The sequence below is a fragment of the Arthrobacter sp. SO5 genome, assembly GCF_020532805.1.
Lineage (GTDB): Bacteria > Actinomycetota > Actinomycetes > Actinomycetales > Micrococcaceae > Arthrobacter.
In genome coordinates this window covers 44,748-65,506 of the sequence record NZ_MQTQ01000054.1, presented here as the reverse complement: position 1 = coordinate 65,506, position 20,759 = coordinate 44,748, and the positions used below count along the sequence as shown (strand labels likewise).

At 66.9% G+C, this 20,759-nt stretch carries 22 protein-coding genes and 1 tRNA gene; 16 read left to right on the top strand and 7 right to left on the bottom strand.

Annotation, left to right across the window (positions count from 1 at the left end):
* The first annotated feature begins 106 nt into the window (after positions 1 to 106).
* Genes BJG92_RS10185 through BJG92_RS10170 form a run of 4 tightly spaced genes read left to right on the top strand, consistent with a single transcriptional unit; the run spans position 107 to position 3,862 of the window.
* On the top strand, positions 107 to 784 hold the full coding sequence (locus BJG92_RS10185; protein WP_232083974.1) for a flavodoxin family protein: 678 nt from the start codon (positions 107 to 109) through the stop codon (positions 782 to 784).
* A gap of 22 nt (positions 785 to 806) precedes the next feature.
* A complete protein-coding gene (locus BJG92_RS10180) occupies positions 807 to 1,889 on the top strand; it encodes a folate-binding protein YgfZ (protein WP_232083896.1) in 1,083 nt (360 codons plus the stop codon).
* Positions 1,886 to 2,299 carry an ankyrin repeat domain-containing protein gene (locus BJG92_RS10175; RefSeq protein WP_232083895.1) on the top strand — a complete coding sequence of 138 codons (414 nt, stop codon included), beginning with the start codon at positions 1,886 to 1,888 and terminating at the stop codon, positions 2,297 to 2,299. Before BJG92_RS10180 ends, BJG92_RS10175 begins: the two co-directional genes overlap by 4 nt.
* A gap of 36 nt (positions 2,300 to 2,335) precedes the next feature.
* On the top strand, positions 2,336 to 3,862 hold the full coding sequence (locus BJG92_RS10170; RefSeq protein ID WP_232083894.1) for a DHA2 family efflux MFS transporter permease subunit: 1,527 nt from the start codon (positions 2,336 to 2,338) through the stop codon (positions 3,860 to 3,862).
* A gap of 23 nt (positions 3,863 to 3,885) precedes the next feature.
* Here the strand turns inward: BJG92_RS10170 and BJG92_RS10165 are convergent, their stop codons facing one another.
* The 5 genes from BJG92_RS10165 to BJG92_RS10145 all read right to left on the bottom strand — a co-directional run bounded on the left by BJG92_RS10165 (position 3,886) and on the right by BJG92_RS10145 (position 7,796).
* Entirely contained in the window at positions 3,886 to 4,596 is a 711-nt protein-coding gene (locus tag BJG92_RS10165; RefSeq protein WP_232083893.1) for a GNAT family N-acetyltransferase, read from the bottom strand.
* 36 nt (positions 4,597 to 4,632) lie between these two features.
* Positions 4,633 to 5,658, bottom strand: a complete 1,026-nt coding sequence (locus BJG92_RS10160; protein WP_232083892.1) for a 6-phosphofructokinase — start codon at positions 5,656 to 5,658, stop codon at positions 4,633 to 4,635.
* A gap of 166 nt (positions 5,659 to 5,824) precedes the next feature.
* A complete protein-coding gene (locus BJG92_RS10155; protein WP_232083891.1) occupies positions 5,825 to 6,079 on the bottom strand; it encodes a PspC domain-containing protein in 255 nt (84 codons plus the stop codon).
* Between the two features lie 3 nt (positions 6,080 to 6,082).
* Entirely contained in the window at positions 6,083 to 6,367 is a 285-nt protein-coding gene (locus BJG92_RS10150; RefSeq protein WP_232083890.1) for a hypothetical protein, read from the bottom strand.
* 1 nt (position 6,368) lies between these two features.
* Positions 6,369 to 7,796 (bottom strand): PspC domain-containing protein, encoded by a 1,428-nt coding sequence (locus tag BJG92_RS10145; protein WP_232083889.1) that lies wholly within the window; start codon positions 7,794 to 7,796, stop codon positions 6,369 to 6,371.
* A 124-nt stretch (positions 7,797 to 7,920) separates the two neighbouring features.
* Between BJG92_RS10145 and BJG92_RS10140 the strand changes: the two genes are divergently transcribed.
* The gene (locus BJG92_RS10140) at positions 7,921 to 9,240 is read left to right on the top strand and encodes an ATP-binding protein (RefSeq protein ID WP_232083888.1); all 1,320 of its coding nucleotides are present in this window, start codon (positions 7,921 to 7,923) and stop codon (positions 9,238 to 9,240) included.
* Positions 9,237 to 9,911, top strand: a complete 675-nt coding sequence (locus tag BJG92_RS10135; RefSeq protein ID WP_232083887.1) for a response regulator transcription factor — start codon at positions 9,237 to 9,239, stop codon at positions 9,909 to 9,911. Before BJG92_RS10140 ends, BJG92_RS10135 begins: the two co-directional genes overlap by 4 nt.
* 35 nt (positions 9,912 to 9,946) lie before the next feature.
* On the opposite strand, the gene BJG92_RS10130 is transcribed toward BJG92_RS10135, so the two are convergent.
* Positions 9,947 to 11,164 carry a pyridoxal phosphate-dependent aminotransferase gene (locus BJG92_RS10130; protein ID WP_232083886.1) on the bottom strand — a complete coding sequence of 406 codons (1,218 nt, stop codon included), beginning with the start codon at positions 11,162 to 11,164 and terminating at the stop codon, positions 9,947 to 9,949.
* A gap of 288 nt (positions 11,165 to 11,452) precedes the next feature.
* On the opposite strand from BJG92_RS10130, the gene BJG92_RS10125 reads away from it, so the two are divergent.
* The 10 genes from BJG92_RS10125 (at position 11,453) to BJG92_RS10080 (ending at position 20,144) form a co-directional block, all read left to right on the top strand.
* Positions 11,453 to 11,525, top strand: a tRNA-Trp gene (locus BJG92_RS10125).
* Positions 11,526 to 11,621: 96 nt separating this feature from the next.
* Positions 11,622 to 11,891: a preprotein translocase subunit SecE gene (secE, locus tag BJG92_RS10120; protein WP_232083885.1), complete on the top strand. Its 270-nt coding sequence runs from the start codon at positions 11,622 to 11,624 to the stop codon at positions 11,889 to 11,891.
* A 114-nt stretch (positions 11,892 to 12,005) separates the two neighbouring features.
* The gene (nusG, locus tag BJG92_RS10115; protein ID WP_232083884.1) at positions 12,006 to 12,848 is read left to right on the top strand and encodes a transcription termination/antitermination protein NusG; all 843 of its coding nucleotides are present in this window, start codon (positions 12,006 to 12,008) and stop codon (positions 12,846 to 12,848) included.
* Between the two features lie 130 nt (positions 12,849 to 12,978).
* Positions 12,979 to 13,410 carry a 50S ribosomal protein L11 gene (gene rplK / locus BJG92_RS10110; RefSeq protein ID WP_024365990.1) on the top strand — a complete coding sequence of 144 codons (432 nt, stop codon included), beginning with the start codon at positions 12,979 to 12,981 and terminating at the stop codon, positions 13,408 to 13,410.
* A 135-nt stretch (positions 13,411 to 13,545) separates the two neighbouring features.
* A complete protein-coding gene (rplA, locus tag BJG92_RS10105; RefSeq protein ID WP_232083883.1) occupies positions 13,546 to 14,253 on the top strand; it encodes a 50S ribosomal protein L1 in 708 nt (235 codons plus the stop codon).
* Positions 14,254 to 14,345: 92 nt separating this feature from the next.
* Positions 14,346 to 15,470: a GNAT family N-acetyltransferase gene (locus BJG92_RS10100; protein ID WP_232083882.1), complete on the top strand. Its 1,125-nt coding sequence runs from the start codon at positions 14,346 to 14,348 to the stop codon at positions 15,468 to 15,470.
* Positions 15,471 to 15,571: 101 nt separating this feature from the next.
* Entirely contained in the window at positions 15,572 to 16,681 is a 1,110-nt protein-coding gene (locus BJG92_RS10095) for a GNAT family N-acetyltransferase (protein ID WP_232083881.1), read from the top strand.
* A gap of 351 nt (positions 16,682 to 17,032) precedes the next feature.
* Positions 17,033 to 17,644, top strand: coding sequence for a 50S ribosomal protein L10 (rplJ, locus tag BJG92_RS10090; protein WP_232083880.1), 612 nt, complete (start codon positions 17,033 to 17,035; stop codon positions 17,642 to 17,644).
* A 77-nt stretch (positions 17,645 to 17,721) separates the two neighbouring features.
* Positions 17,722 to 18,096, top strand: coding sequence for a 50S ribosomal protein L7/L12 (gene rplL / locus BJG92_RS10085; protein ID WP_024365995.1), 375 nt, complete (start codon positions 17,722 to 17,724; stop codon positions 18,094 to 18,096).
* A gap of 215 nt (positions 18,097 to 18,311) precedes the next feature.
* A complete protein-coding gene (locus tag BJG92_RS10080) occupies positions 18,312 to 20,144 on the top strand; it encodes a bifunctional UDP-sugar hydrolase/5'-nucleotidase (RefSeq protein ID WP_232083879.1) in 1,833 nt (610 codons plus the stop codon).
* A gap of 106 nt (positions 20,145 to 20,250) precedes the next feature.
* On the opposite strand, the gene BJG92_RS10075 is transcribed toward BJG92_RS10080, so the two are convergent.
* Complete coding sequence (locus tag BJG92_RS10075; RefSeq protein ID WP_232083973.1) at positions 20,251 to 20,736, bottom strand: aminoacyl-tRNA deacylase; 486 nt, start codon at positions 20,734 to 20,736, stop codon at positions 20,251 to 20,253.
* Between the last annotated feature and the right edge of the window lie 23 nt (positions 20,737 to 20,759).

Here is a 20,759-nt window from a genome sequence, read left to right as displayed (position 1 = left end):
AGGGAGCAGCACAGTGACTACCGCACCGAACACCGCATCGAATACCGCACCGAATGAAGCGGGGACCACCCCGGCGGACCGGAAGAGCTACAGCGACCTCAAGGCCGTGTACTTCAACGGCACCCTCAAGAAGTCCCCGGAGACGTCCAATACCCAGGGGCTGATCGAGGTCAGCCGCCGAATCATGGAGAAGCAGGGCGTCAGCACGCGCGTCATCCGGACGGTGGACCACGACATCGCCAGCGGTGTCTACCCGGACATGCGCGAGCACGGCTGGGAAAGCGACGAATGGCCAGAGTTGTACCCCTTCGTCCAGGAAGCCGACATCGTCGTCGTCGCCGGGCCCATCTGGCTGGGCGACAATTCCTCGCAGACCAAGAAGCTGATCGAGCGTCTCTACGCCCACTCCGGCCAGCTGAATGCCAAAGGCCAGTGGGCCTTCTACCCCAAAGTGGGCGGCTGCCTGATCACGGGCAACGAGGACGGCATCAAGCACTGCGCCATGAACGTCCTTTACAGCCTCCAGCACGTCGGCTTCACCATCCCGCCGCAGGCCGACGCCGGCTGGATCGGCGCCGTCGGACCCGGTCCGAGCTACCTCGACGAGGACTCCGGCGGGCCGGAGAGCGATTTCACCAACCGCAACACCACCTTCATGACGTGGAACCTGCTGCACCTGGCCCGGATGCTGAAGGACGCCGGCGGGATCCCGGCCTTCGGCAACCTGCCCAGGGCCTGGCAGGACGGCACCAGGTTCGACTTCGAAAATCCGGAATACCGCTAGCCCCTGAGGACTTCTACTACATATGACTATCAAGAGCCCCCTGTTGTCGCGCCCGGGCGCGGTTGAGGCAGGCGGTGCTGACGCCGGCGTCGCCTCCCATTACGGTGAGCCGCTGCGCGAGCAGCGGGCGCTGGCCGCCGGCGCCGCCGTCGTGGACCTGTCCCACCGGGGCGTGGTCACAGTCAGCGGGCCGGACCGGCTGAGCTGGCTCAACACCCTGTCCTCCCAGCAGCTCACCGGCCTGGCCCCCGGCCAGTCCACCGAACTGCTGCTGCTGAGCGTGCAGGGCAGGATCGAATTCGATGCCCGGGTAGTGGACGACGGCGGGACCACCTGGCTGATCGTGGAAGCGGCCGAGGCCGCCCCGCTGGCGGAGTGGCTCAACAGGATGAAGTTCATGCTCCGGGTCGAGATCCGCGACGTGTCGGATGACTGGGCCGTGCTCGGCTCCACGCTGCGGATCCCGGAGTGGTCGGCGCTGCAGGTCTGGGAAGATCCGTGGCCGCACGTCGGCGCAGGCGGCTACTCGTACGCCGTCGTGGGGGAGGACTCCCACCCGGGGCTCGAACGGCCCTGGTTCGAGTACCTCGTCCCGGCGGCCGGCCTCGAAGCCACTGTGGGCGAGCGGCCGCTGGCCGGCGTCTGGGCCGCCGAGGCACTGCGGATCGCCGCGTGGCGGCCCCGCTGGGGCGCCGAGACGGACGACAAGACCATTCCGCACGAACTCGACCTGCTCCGCACCGCCGTGCACCTGAACAAGGGCTGCTACAAGGGCCAGGAAACGGTGGCCCGCGTGCACAACCTGGGCCACCCGCCGCGCCGGCTCGTGTTCCTCCAGCTCGACGGATCGCAGCACACCATGCCCGCCGTCGGCAGCGAGGTCCGCGTCGGTGAGCGCAAGGTCGGCACCGTCACGTCCGTGGCGCAGCACTACGAAATGGGGCCGGTGGCCCTGGCCGTGGTCAAACGCTCGGTCGCGCCGGAGGAAGTGCTGACCGTCCTTGACGGCGACGAGCCCTACACCGCGGCCCAGGAAGTCATTGTGGCCCCCGACGCCGGCCAGGTCGTGGGGCGGCAGACCGGTTTCCTGCGGGGGACACGGTGAACCGCGACCATCCGGCACCGGACACCGCGCCGGACCCGGAAACGCTCGCCCTGGCGCACAAGCTTTTTGACGCGGCGCGCGGGGGCGACTCGGACGTGCTCGATGCGTACCTCGCCGCGGGGGTTCCGGCCACGCTGACTAACGACGCCGGAGATACCCTGCTGATGCTCGCCGCCTACCACGGCCACGCCGGCACGGTCCGGGTGATCCTGCAGCACGGCGGCGATCCCAACACCGCCAACGACCGTGGCCAGACGCCGCTCGCCGGCGCCGTGTTCAAGGGCTATCCGGGGGCCGTGCAGGCACTCGTGGAGGCAGGCGCGGATCCCGACGCCGGCAGCCCGTCCGCGCGCGCGGCCGCGCAGATGTTCGCCCGCGCCGACATCCAGGCACTGCTGGGCCGAGGGTGAAACGAACCGCATCCACACCCTCACTTAAGGAATCCCATGGAAAACGTAGCTAGGCCCTGGCCGGCCCTCTGGTCCCTGGTGATCGGTTTCTTCATGATCCTGATCGACACCACCATTGTCTCCGTGGCCAATCCCAAGATCATGGAGGGCCTGAACGCGGACATTAATTCCGTGATCTGGGTGACCAGCGCCTACCTGCTGGCCTATGCGGTCCCGCTGCTGGTCACGGGCCGGCTGGGAGACCGCTTCGGCCCGAAGAAGCTCTACCTCTCAGGGCTCGTGGTCTTCACCCTGGCCTCGCTGTGGTGCGGGCTGTCCGGCGACGTCCAGACGCTCATCGGTGCCCGCGTGCTGCAGGGCTTTGGCGCGGCCATGATGACGCCCCAGACCATGGCGGTCATTACCCGGATCTTCGCGCCGGACCGGCGCGGTGCCGCCATGGGCATCTGGGGCGCCACGGCCGGCGTCGCCACCCTGGTCGGACCGATCCTCGGCGGGGTCCTGGTTGACGGTCTCGGCTGGCAGTGGATCTTCTTCATCAACATCCCGGTCGGAATCGTCGGCTTCGTCCTCGCGCTGCGCTTCGTGCCCTCCCTCACCACCCACCCGCACAAGTTCGACATCCCCGGCGTGCTGCTCAGCTCCGTCGGACTCTTCCTGCTGGTGTTCGGCATCCAAGAGGGGGAGACCTACAACTGGGGCACCATCGCCGGGCCCATCACGGTGTGGGGGCTCATCAGCACCGGCATTGCGGTGCTCATCGTGTTCGTCGTGTGGCAGCGGTTCAACAAGGGCGAGCCGCTGCTGCCGCTGTCCCTGTTCAAGGACCGCAACTTCTCGCTTGCCAACATCGGCATCACCACCGTGGGATTCACGGTAACCGCCTTCAGCCTGCCCCTGATCTTCTACTACCAGATCGTCCGCGGCCTCACGCCTACCCAGTCCGCCCTCATGATGGTGCCCATGGCCGTGATCTCGGGAGGGCTCGCCCCCGTGGTGGGCAAGATCATTGACCGGGTCAACCCGAAGTACACCACGGCGACCGGCCTGGTCCTCATGTCGGTGGCTTTGTTCTGGAATGCCTCCCTCATGCACCCGGACACGCCGATCTGGCTGTTCCTGCTGCCGAGCGCCGTCCTCGGCTTCGCCAATGCCGGCATCTGGGCGCCGCTGAGCACCACCGCTACCAGGAACCTGCCGCCCCGGCAGGCCGGCGCCGGCGCCGGCGTCTACAACACGACCCGCCAGATCGGGGCCGTCCTGGGCAGTGCCGCCATCGCCGTTCTGATCCAGGCGCGCCTCGCGGCGGAACTCCCGGCGCCTCCGGGCGGATCCGGCGGGGCCAGCCCGATGTCGTTCGGCGGCACGCTGCCTGCGGCGCTGCGCGAGGGCTTCTCGACGGCGATGGGCCAGTCCATCCTGCTCCCCGCCGCGGTCATCCTGCTGGGCGCTGCGGTGGCGCTGTTCTTCGCCAAGCCGCAGCCGGTGCAGGGCTGGGGCACCCCGGCTTCCGTGCCGGCCACGCCGGCCGGAGCCGAGGACGCCGGGGTTCAACGCCGCTGACTCGTCGGCGGCCGGCCTCCGGATCAGCCCAGCAGCACGCTGGTCTGGATGCCGCCGGCGGCGAAGCCCACGCTCCGGGCGAGGGCCAGGGATCCCTTGTTGCTGACGTCCGAGCGCCACTGCAGCGTCAGGCCGGAGGCCAGGGCCTCGTGGGCTGCTATCGCAGCGGCCAGGGTGCCGACGCCGCGGCGCCGCCATTCTGGGGCCACGAGCACCCCGAGCTGAGCCAGGATACCCTCCCACTCCGTATAGGCGCCGCACGCCACGGGCGTCCGGCGGCCGTCTTCCAGGTGCATGATGGTGAAGCGGTGCTCGAGGTCCGCAAGGCCGACCTCATTGACATCGTCCGGCGGGCACAGCGCCTGGAGTTCGATCGCTTCAGGGTTCCCGTGCGAGACGGTCAGCTCCTCCGAGGGCTGCTGCAGGGGCAGGTCGTCGGCGAAGAACAGCGCCGCGGCGCCCAGCCCGTGGCCGCCGTGGGCACGGGTGATGGTAAGCAGCGTGACGTGCTGTGCCAGCTCCTCGTCGGAATACCCGGCGGCGGCGTCAAGTGCCCATTGCGGCCCGACCAGGGCGGAGCTGCCGAACAGCCGGACGAACTGCAACGAGCGCGCCGCCTCATCGGCCCGGGTGAGCCGGCGGCCCGCCGCCCCGGCGAAAGCGCCGTCGTCGAAGCCCAGCCGGCGGCCCCACGCGAGCTGGATGATTTCAGCGGAACCGGGCTCAAGTGTCATGACCCAACCCTACCGAGCCGCGGGCCGCGGGGGGCCTCAGCCGAAGAGCACGGCCGCCTCGTCGTAGCGGTGCTGCGGAACGGTCTTGAGGTTGCCCAGGGCGGCCTCGAAGCCCACATGGACGATGTCCGTGCCGTTGAGGGACACCATGGTGCCCCAGCGCCCCTCCACAACTGAGTCGATGGCGGCCATGCCCAGGCGCGTGGCCAGGACACGGTCGAACGCCGTCGGCACTCCGCCGCGCTGGATGTGGCCGAGTACGGTGGCGCGGGTCTCGATGCCCGTCATCGCCTCGAGCTCGGGCGCGAGCCGTTCGGCGATGCCGCCCAGGCGCGGCCGGCCGAAGGTGTCCAGGCCGCGTTCGGAGTGCGGCGTCTCCTGGCCGTCCGGGACAAAGCCTTCGGCCACGACGACGAGTGGAGCGCGGCCACGGTCGCGGGCCGAGAGGACCCACTCCGCGATCTGCTCCATGGACGCTTTCTGCTCGGGGATCAGGATGGTGTGCGCCCCGGAAGCCATGCCCGCATGCAGCGCGATCCAGCCGACGTGCCGGCCCATCACCTCGGCGATCATGCAGCGGTGGTGGGACTCGCCCGTGGTGCGCAGCCGGTCGATCGCCTCCGTGGCGATCTCTACCGCGGTGTCGAAACCGAAGGTGTAGTCGGTGGCGTCGAGGTCGTTGTCGACCGTTTTCGGGACGCCGACGATCTTCAGGCCGGCGTCGGTGAGGCGCTTGGCCGCCGCCAGCGTGCCCTCACCGCCGATGGCAATGATGGCGTCTATGCCCAGCCGGTCCATATTGGCCTTGATGACCTCGGGGCCGCCGTTGTTTTCGAACGGGTTGGTGCGGGAGGTGCCAAGGATGGTGCCGCCCTGCTTTGCGATGCCCCGGACCAGGGTGCGGGGGATCTCGATGATGTCGCCCTCAACGACGCCGCGCCAGCCGTCCAGGAACCCCACGAACTCGTGGCCATGGACGGCGATGCCCTTGAGGACGGCGCCGCGGATCACGGCGTTCAATCCGGGGCAGTCTCCGCCGCTGGTGAGGATTCCAATTTTCATGTCTGGGCTCAAATCCTGGTTCGAAGGTGTACAGGCAGAGCGCCACGCTGAGCTCCCCTAGAGTCTAGTAGGGCCTGTGGGGCAGGACACAAACGGTGACAGCGCTGAGTGCTCCCGCCGCCCTGGCGGGAGCACTCAGCTTGCGTTCCTGGTCTTGTCGCCGGACTTAGCGGCCGATGGAGCGCTTGTCCAGGAAGGACTGCAGGACAATGGCGTTCCGCTGGTCCGGGAGGAGCAGCCACGCCGCGAGGTAGACCACGAACGCGGGGCCGGGGAGCAGGGCGAAGAGCAGAAACGCTATCCGGACGAATGCCACGTCGACGTTGAGCCTGGCGGCGATGCCGCCGCAGACCCCGCCCAACCAGCGCTGCGGACCACGTTTCAGGCCAAGGCCCCGGATCGTGCTGAAGAATTTATCCATGGTTCAAGACTTCCTTGTGAATGAATCTTTGTCACGTCCGCGGGCCGAGAGCACGCCGCCGATCACGAGGGCTGCCCCCGCTCCGATCATCAGTCCGATCAGCACGTAGGTGCCGTTAAGGGCAACCAGTCCGAGCCTGGAGATGATGATCAGCGCGGCGAGGGCCAGCACGATCAGACCCCAGACGACCGTCCCCACGCGGGCCGGCGAGCTCGCCTGGGGCCCCGCCGGGTTGGCGGGGTGGGGGCCGGACGGCCCGCCTCCTGCCAGCGGGTCATAGCTGTCCATGTCAGTTCCCTTCCTGGATGGTGACGTTGCTCAGGGTGCCGTTGATCTTGACGATGATCCGGGCCCCGGGCATTCCGGTGTTGTAGTCGCTCTGCTGCTTCGTCATGCCGCCGTGGTTCTGGCTTCCCTCGTGCAGGTTACCCATTGTCATGTCAGCCTGGACCTGCACCGGAACGGTGGCCGGGATGATCACGGTGAGGTTGCTGGCCGTCGCGTCGACGGGGACCGCGACGTCGGTGGCCAGCGGCGGGGTCAGCGGCAGGCCGGTCAGGTCAACGGTTCCGGTTCCGCCGGTGATGGTGAAACCGCTCCGGGCCTGTTCGATGCTGACCGGGGACCAGTCGGCGTTCTGGAAGCGGAACCGGTCACCGTTGGGGACCGCGCTGAAGATCCCGCCGACGATCAGGGCCACCACCGCGAAGAAGCCGAGGATGCCCGACGTGCGGCCCCTGAGCCCGGAGATGAGGATCCCGAGGCCCAGGACGGCCGCACCGCAGGCCCAGACAATCGCGCTGCTGGAGTTGCCCAGGTCGATCACATGTGCGGCTTCGAGGGCCTTGATGCCGCCGCCCACCACGAGGGCGACGCCGGCGGTGACCGCCACGGCGGGGGCGCCCGGCCCGGGGTTCCGCTCCCAATCCTGAGGTGCGGGGCTTCCGTCGGATGGGTTGGCGCCGGAGGGCTTGGCGCTGTAAGGGTTGGCGGCATAGAGGTCGGCGTAGGCCGAGTCGGCGACGCTGGTTACCTGGAAGGCGTCCGACGGCGTTGCAGCGTTCTCAAGGTTGTCCGGCTGGGGATCGGAGCCCACGGGAGGCGGGCCGTTCCGGGTCTTATTGCGTTGGGTCAGATAGTAGACCAGGTAGATGGCGCCCCCCACCCAGAACACGGTCCAGATGAAGCCGCCGAAGCCGTAGCGGTCCCAGCCCCAGACTCCGGAGCCCAGGCTGGGGAGTCCGATGATCGTGGTGATCAGGGCCCCGGTCATGCCGGAGGTCCACCGGCCTGCGGCGGCTTCCTGGACATGGATGCGTCCGTCGGGCTCGGGCAGGAGTGCCCAGGCGAGGCCGTAGAGGAGTACACCGACGCCGGCGAAGACCGTCAGGACGATGAGGATGCCGCGGACAATGAGGGGGTCCACGCCAAGGCGCTGGGCAATGCCGCTCGCGACGCCGCCGATCCAGCGCTCGCGTCCGCGGTGGATGCCCTGGCCGCGGATCCAGTCGAAGAAGCCCACGGGCTGGGCTTCGGCCCGGGGAGGCGTCGCCCCGTAGTAGAGCGGCGGCGGGTCCGCCGGGTGCTGCGGCGGTGCTTCGGGTGCGGGCTGTTCCTCGGGGCCGCCGGACGCGCCGCCGGACGCGCCGCCGGGCTGTCCTTCGGGGCCGCCGGAAGGGCCCGGGTCTCCATCGGGGTGCGGAGTGTGCTGGTTCATACTTCGATCTTCCGGCTCGCGCCGGTTCTGCTCTACTGGGGAACACCCTGAACTGTCCCTGAGTCGCCCCCGGTAAAGGCCCGAAACCCGTCCGGGGAACCCTGATCCGTGCTTGGATTGAGTCATGACAACCGCCCCTGCCCGCCTGCCGCTGGTCCGCGGCAGCGATCGTGTGATTGCGGGCGTCTGTGCCGGCCTCGCCGATCACTTGGGCTGGCCGGTGCGGATGGTGCGGACCGGCATGGTTGTCGCCGCGCTCGCAGGCGGAGCCGGCGTCGCGTTCTATGCCTGGCTCTGGATCATGGTCCCCACCGCGGACGAACGCGCCAAACACAACGCCCACAACGCCCGCCGTCCGGCGTCGCGCATTGCGCCGGACGCCGCAACGCGGGAGCCGCGCAGCGAGGTTCCGGCCGCAGAGCCCAGGCGCAACAGGTTCGTCGGCATGCGCTACGGCAAAGAGATCCTGCTCGGTGCCGGTCTCCTCCTGGCCGCGGGGATTTTGATTGCCCGGCTGCTGGGCCTAGATGTCCCGCTCGGCACGCTGATCCCGGTGGCGGCGATCCTTGGCGGTGCAGCCATCGCCTGGATGCAGCTGGATGAAACCCGTCGGGCGGGCCTCGTGGACAAGGCCAAGGCCGATCAGGCCGGCGGCTGGACCCGGCTCGCGGCTGGGCTCGCCCTGGTGGTGGCGGGTGTGCTCGTGATGGTGTCCGGATCGGGGTCCTGGGAGCAGACCTGGCTGGCCCTGCTGTCCTCCGTGGCCGTGCTCGGCGGGGTGGCCCTGGTGCTGCTGCCCTGGGGGCTGAAGTTCTGGCGCGATCTGGAGACCGAGCGCGCAGGCCGCGTCCGTGCCACGGAACGGGCAGAAATCGCCGCCCACCTGCACGACTCCGTCCTCCAGACCCTCGCCCTGATCCAGCGGCGGGCCGGCCACGAGCACGACGTCGTCCGTCTGGCCCGCGCCCAGGAACGGGAACTGCGGGGCTGGCTGTACCGGGACCCGGGCAAGGAGGCCGGCCAGCTTTCCGAGGGCATCAAGGCCGCTGCCGCCGAGGTGGAAGACGCCGTGGGCCAGGCCGTCGAGGTGGTCAGTGTGGGAGACTGTGCGATGACTGAACGGCACGAGGCCCTCGTCCAGGCAGCCCGGGAAGCCATGCTGAATGCCGCCCGGCACGGCGGGGGTGCGGTAGCGGTGTACGTGGAAGTCACCGGGGGCGCCGCGGAAGTCTTCGTCAAGGACCGCGGTCCGGGGTTCGAGCCGGAGTCCGTCCCCGTGGACCGGCTCGGCGTCCGGGAATCGATCATCGGGCGGATGAACCGCCACGGCGGCACCGCCGCCATCATCAGCAGCCAGGACGGCACCGAAGTGCGGCTCCGGCTGCCGGTGTCCGCCGGCACAACCGCAGGCACAGCCGCCGACAACGGGGAGGTAAAGCTGTGAACCACGCAGACGGAGGAACCCCGGCCCCAGGCATCCGGGTGGTCATCGTGGATGACCACGCCATCTTCCGTTCCGGGCTCAGGGCCGACCTTGATCCCAGCATCGTCGTCGCGGGAGAGGCCGGAACGGTCGACGAGGCCATTGCCGTCATTGCGGCCGTCCGCCCCGACGTCGTGCTGCTGGACGTGCACCTGCCCGGCGGCCTCGGCGGCGGCGGGCGCGAAGTCCTGGCCGGATCGGTGCCGTTGCTGGGGAGCACCCGGTTCCTGGCCCTCAGCGTCTCGGACGCCGCGGAGGACGTCGTCGCGGTCATCCGGGCGGGCGCGCGCGGCTATGTCACAAAAACCATTTCCGGAGCCGAGATTTCCGACGCCGTACGCCGGGTGGCCGGCGGTGACGCCGTCTTTTCGCCCCGGCTGGCTGGCTTTGTCCTGGATGCCTTCGGCACCGCACCGGCCGACATCGCCGGCGACGAACTGGACCGGCTTTCCGCCCGCGAACTTGAGGTCATGCGGCTGATCGCCCGCGGCTACAGCTACAAAGAGGTGGCCAAGGAGCTGTTCATCTCCATCAAGACAGTGGAAACCCACGTCTCGGCGGTACTGCGTAAGCTCCAGCTCTCCAGCCGGCACGAACTCACCCGCTGGGCCGCGGAACGCAGGCTCCTCTGACGGTTTCCGGTAGCCGGTCCCGCTTCGGTTGCCCCTTATTTAGCCTTGCCCAGAAAGTCTTGCAGCCGGGCGACGCCGGTGGCCAGGTCCTCGTCGCCGAGGGCATAGGACAGGCGCAGGTAGCCGGAGGGCCCGAACGCCTCCCCCGGAACCACGGCCACTTCGACCTCGTCGAGGATCAAGGCCGCCAGTTCGGCCGAAGTGGCGGGCCGGACCGGTCCGCCACTCGACGGGAACTCCTTGCCCAGCAGCGCCCGGACGTCCGCGTAGACGTAGAAGGCGCCCTTCGGCGTCGGGCATTCAACCCCCTCAATGGCGTTCAGGCCCGCCACGATGGCCCTGCGACGGCGGTCGAAGGCGAGCTTCATCTCGTCCACGGCGGTCAGCGGTCCGGAGACCGCGGCGAGGGCGGCGACCTGCGGGATGTTCGAGACGTTGGACGTGGCATGTGACTGCAGGTTCGTGGCCGCCTTGATGACGTCGGCCGGGCCGATCATCCAACCCACCCGCCAGCCGGTCATGGCGTAGGTCTTGGCCACGCCGTTGAGGATGACTACTCTGTCGCCCAGTTCGGGGACTGCCGTGGCGATCGAGGTGAACGGCACGCCGTCGTAGGTCAGGTGCTCGTAGATCTCGTCGGTGACCACCCACAGGCCCTTGGCCGCCGCCCACTGGCCGATTTCCTTGACCTGCTCCGGCGAGTACACGGCGCCGGTGGGGTTTGACGGGGAGACAAAGAGCAGGATCTTGGTGCGCTCAGTGAGGGCGGCCTCGAGCTGCTCCACGGTGACAAGGTATCCCTGCTCCGGGCCGGCGAACACCTCCACGGGAACGCCGCCGGCCAGCCGGATGGCCTCCGGGTATGTGGTCCAGAACGGGGTCGGGACGATGACCTCGTCGCCCGGATCCAGGAGAGTGGCAAACGTGTTGTACACGGCCTGCTTGCCGCCGTTGGTGACCAGGACCTGGGATGCCTCGGCCTTGTAGCCGGAATCCCGGAACGTCTTGTCCGCGATGGCCTGCCTGAGTTCGGGCAGCCCGGCGGCGGGGGAGTAGCGGTGGTACTTGGGCTGGCTGGCTGCCTCGATGGCGGCCTGCACGATGTAGCCGGGGGTCGGAAAATCCGGTTCGCCGGCACCGAAGCCGATGACCGGCCGGCCGGCTGCCTTCAGCGCCTTCGCCTTGGCATCAACAGCCAGTGTGGCGGATTCGGCGATGGCGGAAATTCGCTGGGAAATGCGGGCGGCAGGCATGAGGGGTCCATTCTTCGCTTGCAGCCGGGCGGCTGTGTGTGGGCGGCTGTGTGTGGGATTCGACGAAATCTACTCTATGCTGTTCAGCGGATCGCCCGGGGTGCCGGCGGGGGAATATGACTGTGCGCAGTCAGCGGATTTACACGGCACGCCAGGGGTCCGGAAGGGGCCGGTTCGACGTAGGCGCAGTTGTTGCGTAGACTGGTTCTCCGGTGTTGAAAACACGATGATGGCCTGCGCCTCAGAGAAGTCTGGGGGATAGGCTGCCGGAATGGTTTTTCGCTCCATAGGGTAGTGGCGCAATTGGTAGCGCAGCGGTCTCCAAAACCGCAGGTTGCAGGTTCGAGTCCTGTCTGCCCTGCGCAAGCTGTTCCGGTTAATCCGGAGCAAGCGCAGCAACCATGGTTCAGTTCAGAGCCGGGATATCCGATCATTGCGAGGACGAGTGAGGGACCAGGTGACCGAGACAGCTGCCAACAGCTCCAAAGGCCGCCCCGCCAAGAATGCCGCCAAGGCTGGCTTCTTCGCCCGAATTGCGCTCTTCGTCCGCCAGGTCATCGGCGAACTGAAGAAGGTCGTCGCACCGACCCGCAAAGAGCTGATCAATTACACACTTGTGGTGCTGGTATTCGTGGTCATCATGATGATCATCGTCACCCTGCTGGACCTGGCCTTCGGGACCGCAGTGAGCTGGGTCTTCGGCGGCACAGGCCCCGCGGACCGCTAGGTCGACCGGTCCGCAGACCGCGTGGGTTTCCCCGGGACACCGGAGGTCCCGCGGGGTGTGCGGAATTGAGTCATTTAAATAGGCATGTTAGGCAATGAGGAAGCAGGAGACCAAGTGTCTGAGCAGGAGCTCGAGGTAACTGAGGCTGAGCTGGATAAGAGCCAGGACGCCGCGGTGGAAGCCGGGGAAGAGTCCGAGGCTGCGTCTGCTGCGCCCGAATCCGACGTCGTTGACGAGGTTGTAGAAGTCGGCGCCGAGTCCGAGGAAGGCGCCGAGTCTGAGTCCGACGAGGAGACGGAGTCTGAGTCCGACGAGGAGTCGGGCGACGCGCTGGCCGCTGCCGCCGCCGCCGCCGAGGTGGACCCGGCCGATGAGTTCAAGGCCAAGCTGCGCCGCCAGGAAGGTGACTGGTTCGTCATCCACTCCTACGCGGGTTACGAGAACCGCGTCAAGGCCAACCTTGAGACCCGCATCCAGACCCTGGACATGGAAGATTACATCTTCGAAATCCAGGTTCCGATGGAGGAAGTCGTTGAAATCAAGAACGCTCAGCGCAAGGTCATCAACCGCGTCCGCATCCCGGGTTACGTCCTGGTCCGCATGGACCTGACGGATGCCTCCTGGGGCGCCGTCCGCCACACCCCCGGTGTGACCGGTTTCGTGGGCAACGCCCACAACCCGGTTCCCCTGCGCCTCGATGAGGTCTTCTCCATGCTCGCCCCGGTCTTCGAAGAAGAGCAGGCCGAGAAGGGCAAGCCGGTCAAGCACGCTGCCGCCCAGGTCGACGTCGACTTCGAGGTCGGCGAATCGGTCATCGTCAAGGAAGGTCCCTTCGAGACCCTTCCGGCTACTATCTCCGAGATCAAGGTGGATTCGCAGACCCTCGTGGTGCTGGTCTCCATCTTCGAGCGCGAGACGCCGGTCACGTTGTCCTTCAACCAGGTCAGCAAGATCTAGCTTTCCCCACAGAATTCGCCCCGGGCTGCCCGCTTAGCAGCCCCGGAGCGGCCGGCCGCCTCGCCATGGCGGCCACCAACCTGAGGCACGCTCCTGTGCCCCAGGACGTCATTGAGAGAAGGACCCTACATTGGCTCCCAAGAAGAAGGTCACCGGCCTCATCAAGCTGCAGATCCAGGCAGGTGCCGCTAACCCGGCCCCGCCGATCGGTCCTGCGCTTGGCCAGCACGGTGTCAACATCATGGAATTCTGCAAGGCGTACAACGCTGCAACGGAAGCCCAGCGCGGCAACGTTATTCCTGTTGAAATCACGGTCTACGAGGACCGTTCATTCACGTTCATCACCAAGACCCCGCCGGCCGCGGAACTGATCAAGAAGGCTGCTGGCGTTGCCAAGGGTTCACCGACCCCGCACACCGTCAAGGTCGCCAAGCTGACCCAGGCCCAGGTCAACGAGATCGCCACCACCAAGATGGAAGACCTCAACGCCACGAGCCTTGAAGGCGCCGCGAAGATCATCGCCGGCACCGCCCGTTCCATGGGAATCACCGTCGAAGGCTAATAGCCTTTACCGCCGGGCAACCGGCACCACTCATTCATCGAAATGTCGGAAACCCGGTACACCAGCCGGAGTTCCGACTGTGGCAGGGCCCCGCGCGGTCCGCAGACCACAACTGCACAAGGAGAAATAAGCAGCATGGCAAAGCGCAGCAAAGCATATGAGGCAGCCGCCGCCAAGATCGACGCGGAGAAGTTCTACGCGCCGTTCGAGGCAGTGACGCTGGCCAAGGACACCAACCCGTCCAAGTTCGACGCCACCGTTGAGGTCGCCTTCCGCCTGGGCGTCGACCCCCGCAAGGCCGACCAGATGGTCCGCGGCACCGTTATCCTGCCCCACGGCACGGGCAAGACCGCCCGCGTCCTCGTCTTCGCAACGGGCGAAAAGGCTGAGGCAGCAATCGCTGCCGGGGCCGACTTCGTTGGTTCCGATGACCTGATCGAAAAGATCTCAGCCGGCTGGACCGACTTCGACGCAGCGGTGGCCACCCCTGACCTCATGGGCAAGGTCGGCCGCCTCGGTAAGGTCCTGGGTCCGCGTAACCTGATGCCGAACCCGAAGACCGGCACCGTGACCGCTGACGTGGCCAAGGCCGTCAACGACATCAAGGGCGGCAAGATCGACTTCCGCGTCGACAAGCACTCCAACCTGCACTTCATCATCGGCAAGGTTTCGTTCGACGCCCTCAAGCTGGCCGAGAACTACGCTGCCGCCCTGGAAGAGGTCCTTCGCCTCAAGCCGTCCGCTTCCAAGGGCCGGTACATCCAGAAGGCCACCGTCGCCACCACGTTTGGCCCGGGCATCTCGGTTGACCCCAACGTCACCAAGGTCCTGACCGAGGTCTAATCCTCACCAGGCTGGCAGCAAGCACCAGAAAGACCGTCCCGCAGCCGCGGGGCGGTCTTTTCTGCATTCCGCGGGCCGGTTAGGCTGTGCCGGTGACGACAGCGCCGTACCTCATAGAACCCCTCGTCCTTCCGGCGGACCTCGATTCCCACGACGCCGGCAACTTCCTCGCCGTCGGGGAGCTGTGCGACGCCCTGACGCTCGAGGCCTGGGGCAACCTGGACCGGTCAACCCCGCCCGAGGCCCGGCTGCAGTTCTGGCGGGACAACGAGTACCGGAGGATCCAGCTCTTTTTCGTGCGCCAGAACGGGCGGATGGTAGCGAGGTCGTGGATCCGCTGCGAGCTCCAGGAGAACCTCCGCAGTGCGATGGTCCACGTCGAGGTGCTCGAGGAGTTCAGCGGCCGGGGGATTGGCCGGGCCCTGCTGCGCCACGCGGAAGCGCTGGCAGCGGTGGCCGGCCGGACCATCCTGCAGAGCTACACGGAGCATCCTGCCGGCTTCGACCCCGAAGACCTGGACGCAACAATCAGGCCGGCCACCGGGACGGGAGCGGTTCCCGCCGACGCACGGGGCGTCCACTTTGCCCTGAAGGCCGGATACCGCCTGGAACAGGTCTCTCGCTTCAGCGCCCTGGATATTCGCGCCCATGCCGCATCGTGGGATCCGCTGGAGCGGGAAGCGCTGGCCACGGCGGGGGAGGCGTATGAGCTGCTGTCCTGGACGGGGAGTTGCCCGGATGACTATGCGGAGCAGTTCGCCGTGCTGATGTCCCGGATGAGTACAGACGCGCCGTTCGGAGAACTGAGCTACGAGGCAGAGCAGTGGGATGTGGCACGGGTCCGTCACGTCGAGGAAACCTGGCGGCGGGCCGGCCTGGTCTCCCTCGTGGCGGCCGCCCGGCACCGCAGCAGCGGGGATCTGGCGGCATATTCGGTACTGCAGGTCTCGCCGGTGAAGCCGTGGCTGGCCGACCAGGACGACACCCTGGTGGCTGCCAGCCACCGCGGCCACCGCCTCGGCATGCTGGTCAAACTCCTCAACCTGCGGCGGCTCGTCTCGGAGTACCCGGACGTGGAACGCGTGGTCACCTTCAACGCCGCCGAGAACGACCACATGCTCGCGATCAACATCGCCCTGGGCTTCCGGCCGGCAGGGTACGACGGCGAATGGCAGCGGGTCTCCCCGGAGCCACCCATGGAACCGCGGAATTCATAGAATCGTGGCTCAAACCGGCATATGCTGGCGGTTGAAGCCCGGCCTCAGCCGGGCTCCCGGAACCCGTAGCGGGTGGCAGAACGGCGGGGATCATGCCCTCTATGGCAGGCGATGTGCGGATTGAACAGTTGTGGATCCCTGATTCCGTTGACGGTCCGGACGCCGCTGACTTCCTTGCCGCCGTCGAGGTGGGGCGCAAAGTACGAATGCAGACCTGGGGGAGTGATGACCTCGCGTATGCCCCGCTGGAGAAACTGCTGGAACTGGCGGACCCCTACGAACGCCAGGTGATCCTTGTGGCGAAGGTCGACGGCGTGATCGTCGGGACCGTGGACATCGCCCTGCCCCTCGCGGACAACCACGACTTGGCCGAATTCACCCTCGACATCCTGCCGGAGTTCCAGCGCCAGGGTGTCGGACGGCAACTGCTCGAAGCCGCGGAGCATTTCGCCCGCGACGAGGGCCGGCACACCATCCTGATCGACACAAACCATCCCGGCGCCACGCTCAGCGACAGCGGGGCCGGACAGCTGGTGCCAGGAAGCGGCCTGGGGTTCGTCCCGCTCGGAAGCCGCGAGGTCGAATTTGCCCGGCTCACCGGCTACACCCTGCAGCACATCGAACAGTTCAGCGCCTGCACCCTGCCGCTGGACAGCAAGCTCGTCGCCGGGCTTGAGGCCGAGGCCGCGGAGGCCAACGCGGGCCGCTACCGCCTGCACCACTGGACGGACCGCTGCCCGGAGCAATGGCTTGAGGCCGTGGCGGCGCTGGAGAACAGTGCCGGCGAAGACGGGATCCCCGGCGCCGAGGATTCGGACATGGTGTTCGACGGCGGCATCCTCCGCCAGGCGGAAGAGGTCGCCATCGCGCAGGGGCGCCGCACAGTGGTCACCGCCGTCGAGCACCTGGCCAGCGGCACCCTCGTGGGACTGACCACCATCAGCGTCCTGGCGCTGCGCCCCGACGTCGTGTTCCAGGACGACACGGTGGTGCTGCAGGCGCACCGCGGCAACAAACTCGGCCTGCTGATCAAGGTGGCCAACATGGAACGGCTCACCGAACAATTCCCGGACGCGCGGGTGCTCTACACCTGGAACGCCCCGGAGAACCGGTACCTCCTCAAGGTCAACCAGCAGCTCGGCTTCTCGACGGCGGGTGTGACCGGCATCTGGCAGAAGGAACTTCCGGACTTTGGGCCGAGCGTCAGCTGACGCTGCCGTCACCCAGGCGCCCGGCGGGACTGCCCTGCAGGACGGTCCCGCCGGCCTCGATTTGGAGCGCACGCACGGTGTCCCGTACGCTTAGGGGACCAAAGACCGTCGGTTGTTGGAAATCCACTCTCCCTAGCAAGACTCACTTCTGCAGTCGCGCCGGGGAGAGGTCAGTGGATTTTCGGACGAAGGACCCTGAACATAGGGCGGCCGGCGCAGGTGAACGAAGCAAAGCTCCGCGGTTATTGGCCGCGTCGAGACAAGCCCCGTGCATCTGCGCGGGGCGTTTTTAGTTTTAGCTCATCTGAGCGGGGACCGGGAAATGCCGGCACTATCCCCGGAAGGAGGGTTATGGCAACGCCTAGCAAGGTTTCAGCAGTAGCTGAGATCACTAACGATTTCAAGGAATCGAACGCCGCTGTCCTGACCGAATACCGCGGGCTCACCGTTGCACAGCTCAAGCAGCTGCGTGTCTCTCTCGGCCAGGACACCAAGTTCTCGGTCGTCAAGAACACCCTGACCGCCATTGCAGCCAAGGAAGCTGGTGTCGAAGCATTCGACGGTCAGCTCGCCGGCCCCACTGCAATTGCGTTCATCAAGGGTGACGCAGTTGCCGCTGCCAAGAGCCTGACGGATTTTGCCAAGACCAACAAGCAGCTGGTTATCAAGACCGGTTACTTCGAGGGCAAGGCACTGAACGCCAGCGAAGTTGCTGCCCTGGCAGCACTCGAGTCCCGCGAGCTGCAGCTCGCCAAGGTTGCAGGCATCCTCAAGGCTCCTGCTGCCGCCGCTGTCCGCATCATCGACGCGCTGCGCCTCAAGCTTGAAGAAGAGAACGGTGCACCGGCAGAAGCCGAGGCACCCGCCGCTGACGAAGCCCCGGCCGACGCTGAAGCTCCCGCAGCAGATGCAGCAGTAGAGACCGAAGCTCCGGCTGACGCCGCAGCCCCCGAAGAGAACTAACTCTCTTTCACACCAGACTCCGGTGCGAAGGTGAGCCCCCGGGCCGCCGCGCACCACTATAGGAAGGACGCCACACCATGGCGAAGCTCACCAACGAAGAGCTCATTGAAGCTTTCAAGGAACTGACCATCATCGAGCTCTCTGAGTTCGTTAAGCTCTTCGAAGAGACCTTCGAAGTTACGGCTGCTGCTGTTGCAGTTGCTGGCCCCGCCGCCGGCGGCGCTGCAGAAGAAGAAGAGCAGACCGCATTCGACGTCATCCTGGAGCACCCGGGCGACAAGAAGATTGCAGTCATCAAGGAAGTTCGCGCCATCACTTCCCTGGGCCTCAAGGAAGCCAAGGACGTTGTTGACAGCGCCCCGAAGGCTATCCTCGAAGGCGTCACCAAGGAAGCTGCCGAGAAGGCTGTTGCACAGCTCGAAGAGGCTGGCGCACGCGTTACCCTCAAGTAACTCGCTGCTTCCGGCACTGGCCGGGAACCTTGCGTTCCCGTTCCGTTCCGGGAAACCCCGTCCACTCCGGTGGGCGGGGTTTCCTGCGTTCCGGGCGAAAACCAACGGCACATGAATTCCCCAAAAGATCGCGGAGTCTGTGATGTCCCCGGCGGGTGCGCCGCCTAGACTTTGGCTTTGTGCCAACAGGCCGCCAACGTTGAGGAGCTCACACAATGACCGACCCTAAATCTTCGCTTTCCCGCCGTGCCATGCTCACTGCAGCCCTCGTGGGCGGCAGTGCGGCCGCCGGGGCCCTGGCCGGAGCCCCGGCCGTCCACGCCGCCCCCGCCAGCGGCCGGAAACGGTTCACCCTGACGGTCCTTGGCACCACCGACCTGCACAACAATGTCTTCAACTGGGATTACTTCAAGAACGTCCCCTATGCGGACAAGGCGGGAAACAAGATCGGCATCGCCCAGGCGGCCACCCTGATCAAGGCGATGCGGGCCGAACGGGGAGCCGCGAACACGATCACCATCGATGCCGGCGATACCATCCAGGGGACGCCCCTGGCCTATTACTTCGCCAAGATCAACCCGATTTCCGCGTCGGTCAAGCACCCCATGGCGCTGGCCATGAACGCGGTGGGGTACGACGCCGTAGGCCTCGGCAACCACGAATTCAACTACGGCATCCCACTCCTGCGGACCTGGGAAAGTCAGCTCGACTTCCCGCTGCTGGGCGCCAACGTCCACGACTCCGTCACCGGACAGCGTGCCTTCACGCCGTATGTGCTCAAACGCGTGAAGACGGACAACGGCTGGCTGACCGTGGGCCTGGTCGGCTTCGTGACCCCGGGCTGCGCACTCTGGGACCGCGACAACGTCCAGGGAAAGCTGGACTTCAACGGCATCGTGGAGGAGGCCAAGACCGTCATTCCGGAAATGAAGGCGGCCGGAGCCGACGTCGTCATTGTGACGAGCCACTCGGGAGCAACCCCGGGATCCTCCTACGGCGATGCCCTGCCGTTCCCGGAAAACGCCTCCACGCAGCTGGCTGAAGAGGTCCCCGGCATCGATGCGATCCTGGTCGGCCACGCCCACCTGGAGATCCCGGAACGATTCGTCACCAACAAGGCCACCGGCAAGCAGGTCCTCCTGACCGAACCGCTCAAGTGGGGCATGCGCGTCTCGGTCATGGATTTGGAGCTGGCCAAGGACAAAGGCCAGTGGACGGTCACCGCCGCACACTCGCTGCTTTTGGACGCCAAAACGGTCGACGCCGATCCCGCCGTCGTGCGTGCTGTCCAGTCCGGCCACGAGGCGACCGTGAAGTACGTAAACCAGGTGATCGGAACGTCCACCGCGGCGCTGACGACTGCCACCGCCTGCTGGGAGGACTCGGCGGCGATCGACGCCATCAACTTCGTCCAGGCCAGCACGATTAAGGCCGAACTGTCCAACGGCCCGGCCGCCGGCCTGCCGGTGCTCTCCATCGCCGCGGCCTTCTCCCGTTCGGTGGACGTCAAGGCCGGTCCGCTGACCATCAGGGACGTTGCCGGACTGTACATCTTCGATAACACGCTGCTGTCCATCAAGGTCACCGGAGCCCAGGTCAAGGCCTACCTCGAGTGGTCCGCGCAGTACTTCAAGCCGGTCTTCAGCACCACAGCCCGCGCCGCCGACGTTACGAACGCCGCCACCGCGATGGCCCCGGGCGGGACACCGGACTATAACTATGACGTGGTCTACGGCCTTGACGCACCGTTGGACTACGAGATCGACCTCGCCAAGCCGGTGGGGGAGCGCATCACCGGGCTTACCTACGGTTCCGCGGCACTCCGGATGGACCAGGAATTCGCCCTCGCCATCAACAACTACCGGCAGAGCGGCGGGGGCAGTTTCCCGGCCGTGAAGACGGCTCCGGTCCTCTCGAACAGCCAGCAGGAGATCCGGCAGCGGATCATCGACTATGTCGTGGCGCACGGCACCCTGGACGTGGCCGTGTTCAGCCAGGACAACTGGCGGCTCACCGTCAACGGTGAGGCGCTCACCGTGACCCCCTAGGCCCGTCCAACTCCAACGCGGGGTCACTTCCGGCCCATCCCCGGGGTCGGGACCGGCCGTAAGTGACCCCGCGTTGCTCTCCGCCCGGTGAATTAACCCGCGCCGGCTAGTTTGGTTCGGAGATGTCTGCGACGACGGCGCCGAGCGCCGCCGTGAGGTCATCGGCGTCCACGAAGGCACTGTAGCCGTGCTCCCCGGCGCCCATGGAGACCCGCCGGCCCGCGATGCTCTGATCGGCATACACGGGCCACGCCACCGTGCTGCCCAGCGGCGTGATCGTGCCCCGCTCGTATCCCGTCGCTCCCAGGGCCACGTCCGCCGGCGGAAGCGAGAGCTTGTTCACGCCGACGAGCGCCCGGAGCTTTGGCCAGGAGATCTGCCGGTCGCCCGGGATCAGGGCAAAGAGGAAGCTGCCGTCCTTGTGCCTGACCACGAGGGATTTCACGATGTCAGCGGCCCGGATCCCCTGGATCCGGGCCGCCTCCTCGAGACTGTTCGCGGCGGGGCGTTCCACGAGCTGGACAATGAGTCCGCGCACGGCGGCGTCGGCGAGGAATCGTTCCCGGCCGGCGCCGGCCGGCGCCCCTGTCATACCGTCAGTCACGGCGCCCGTCC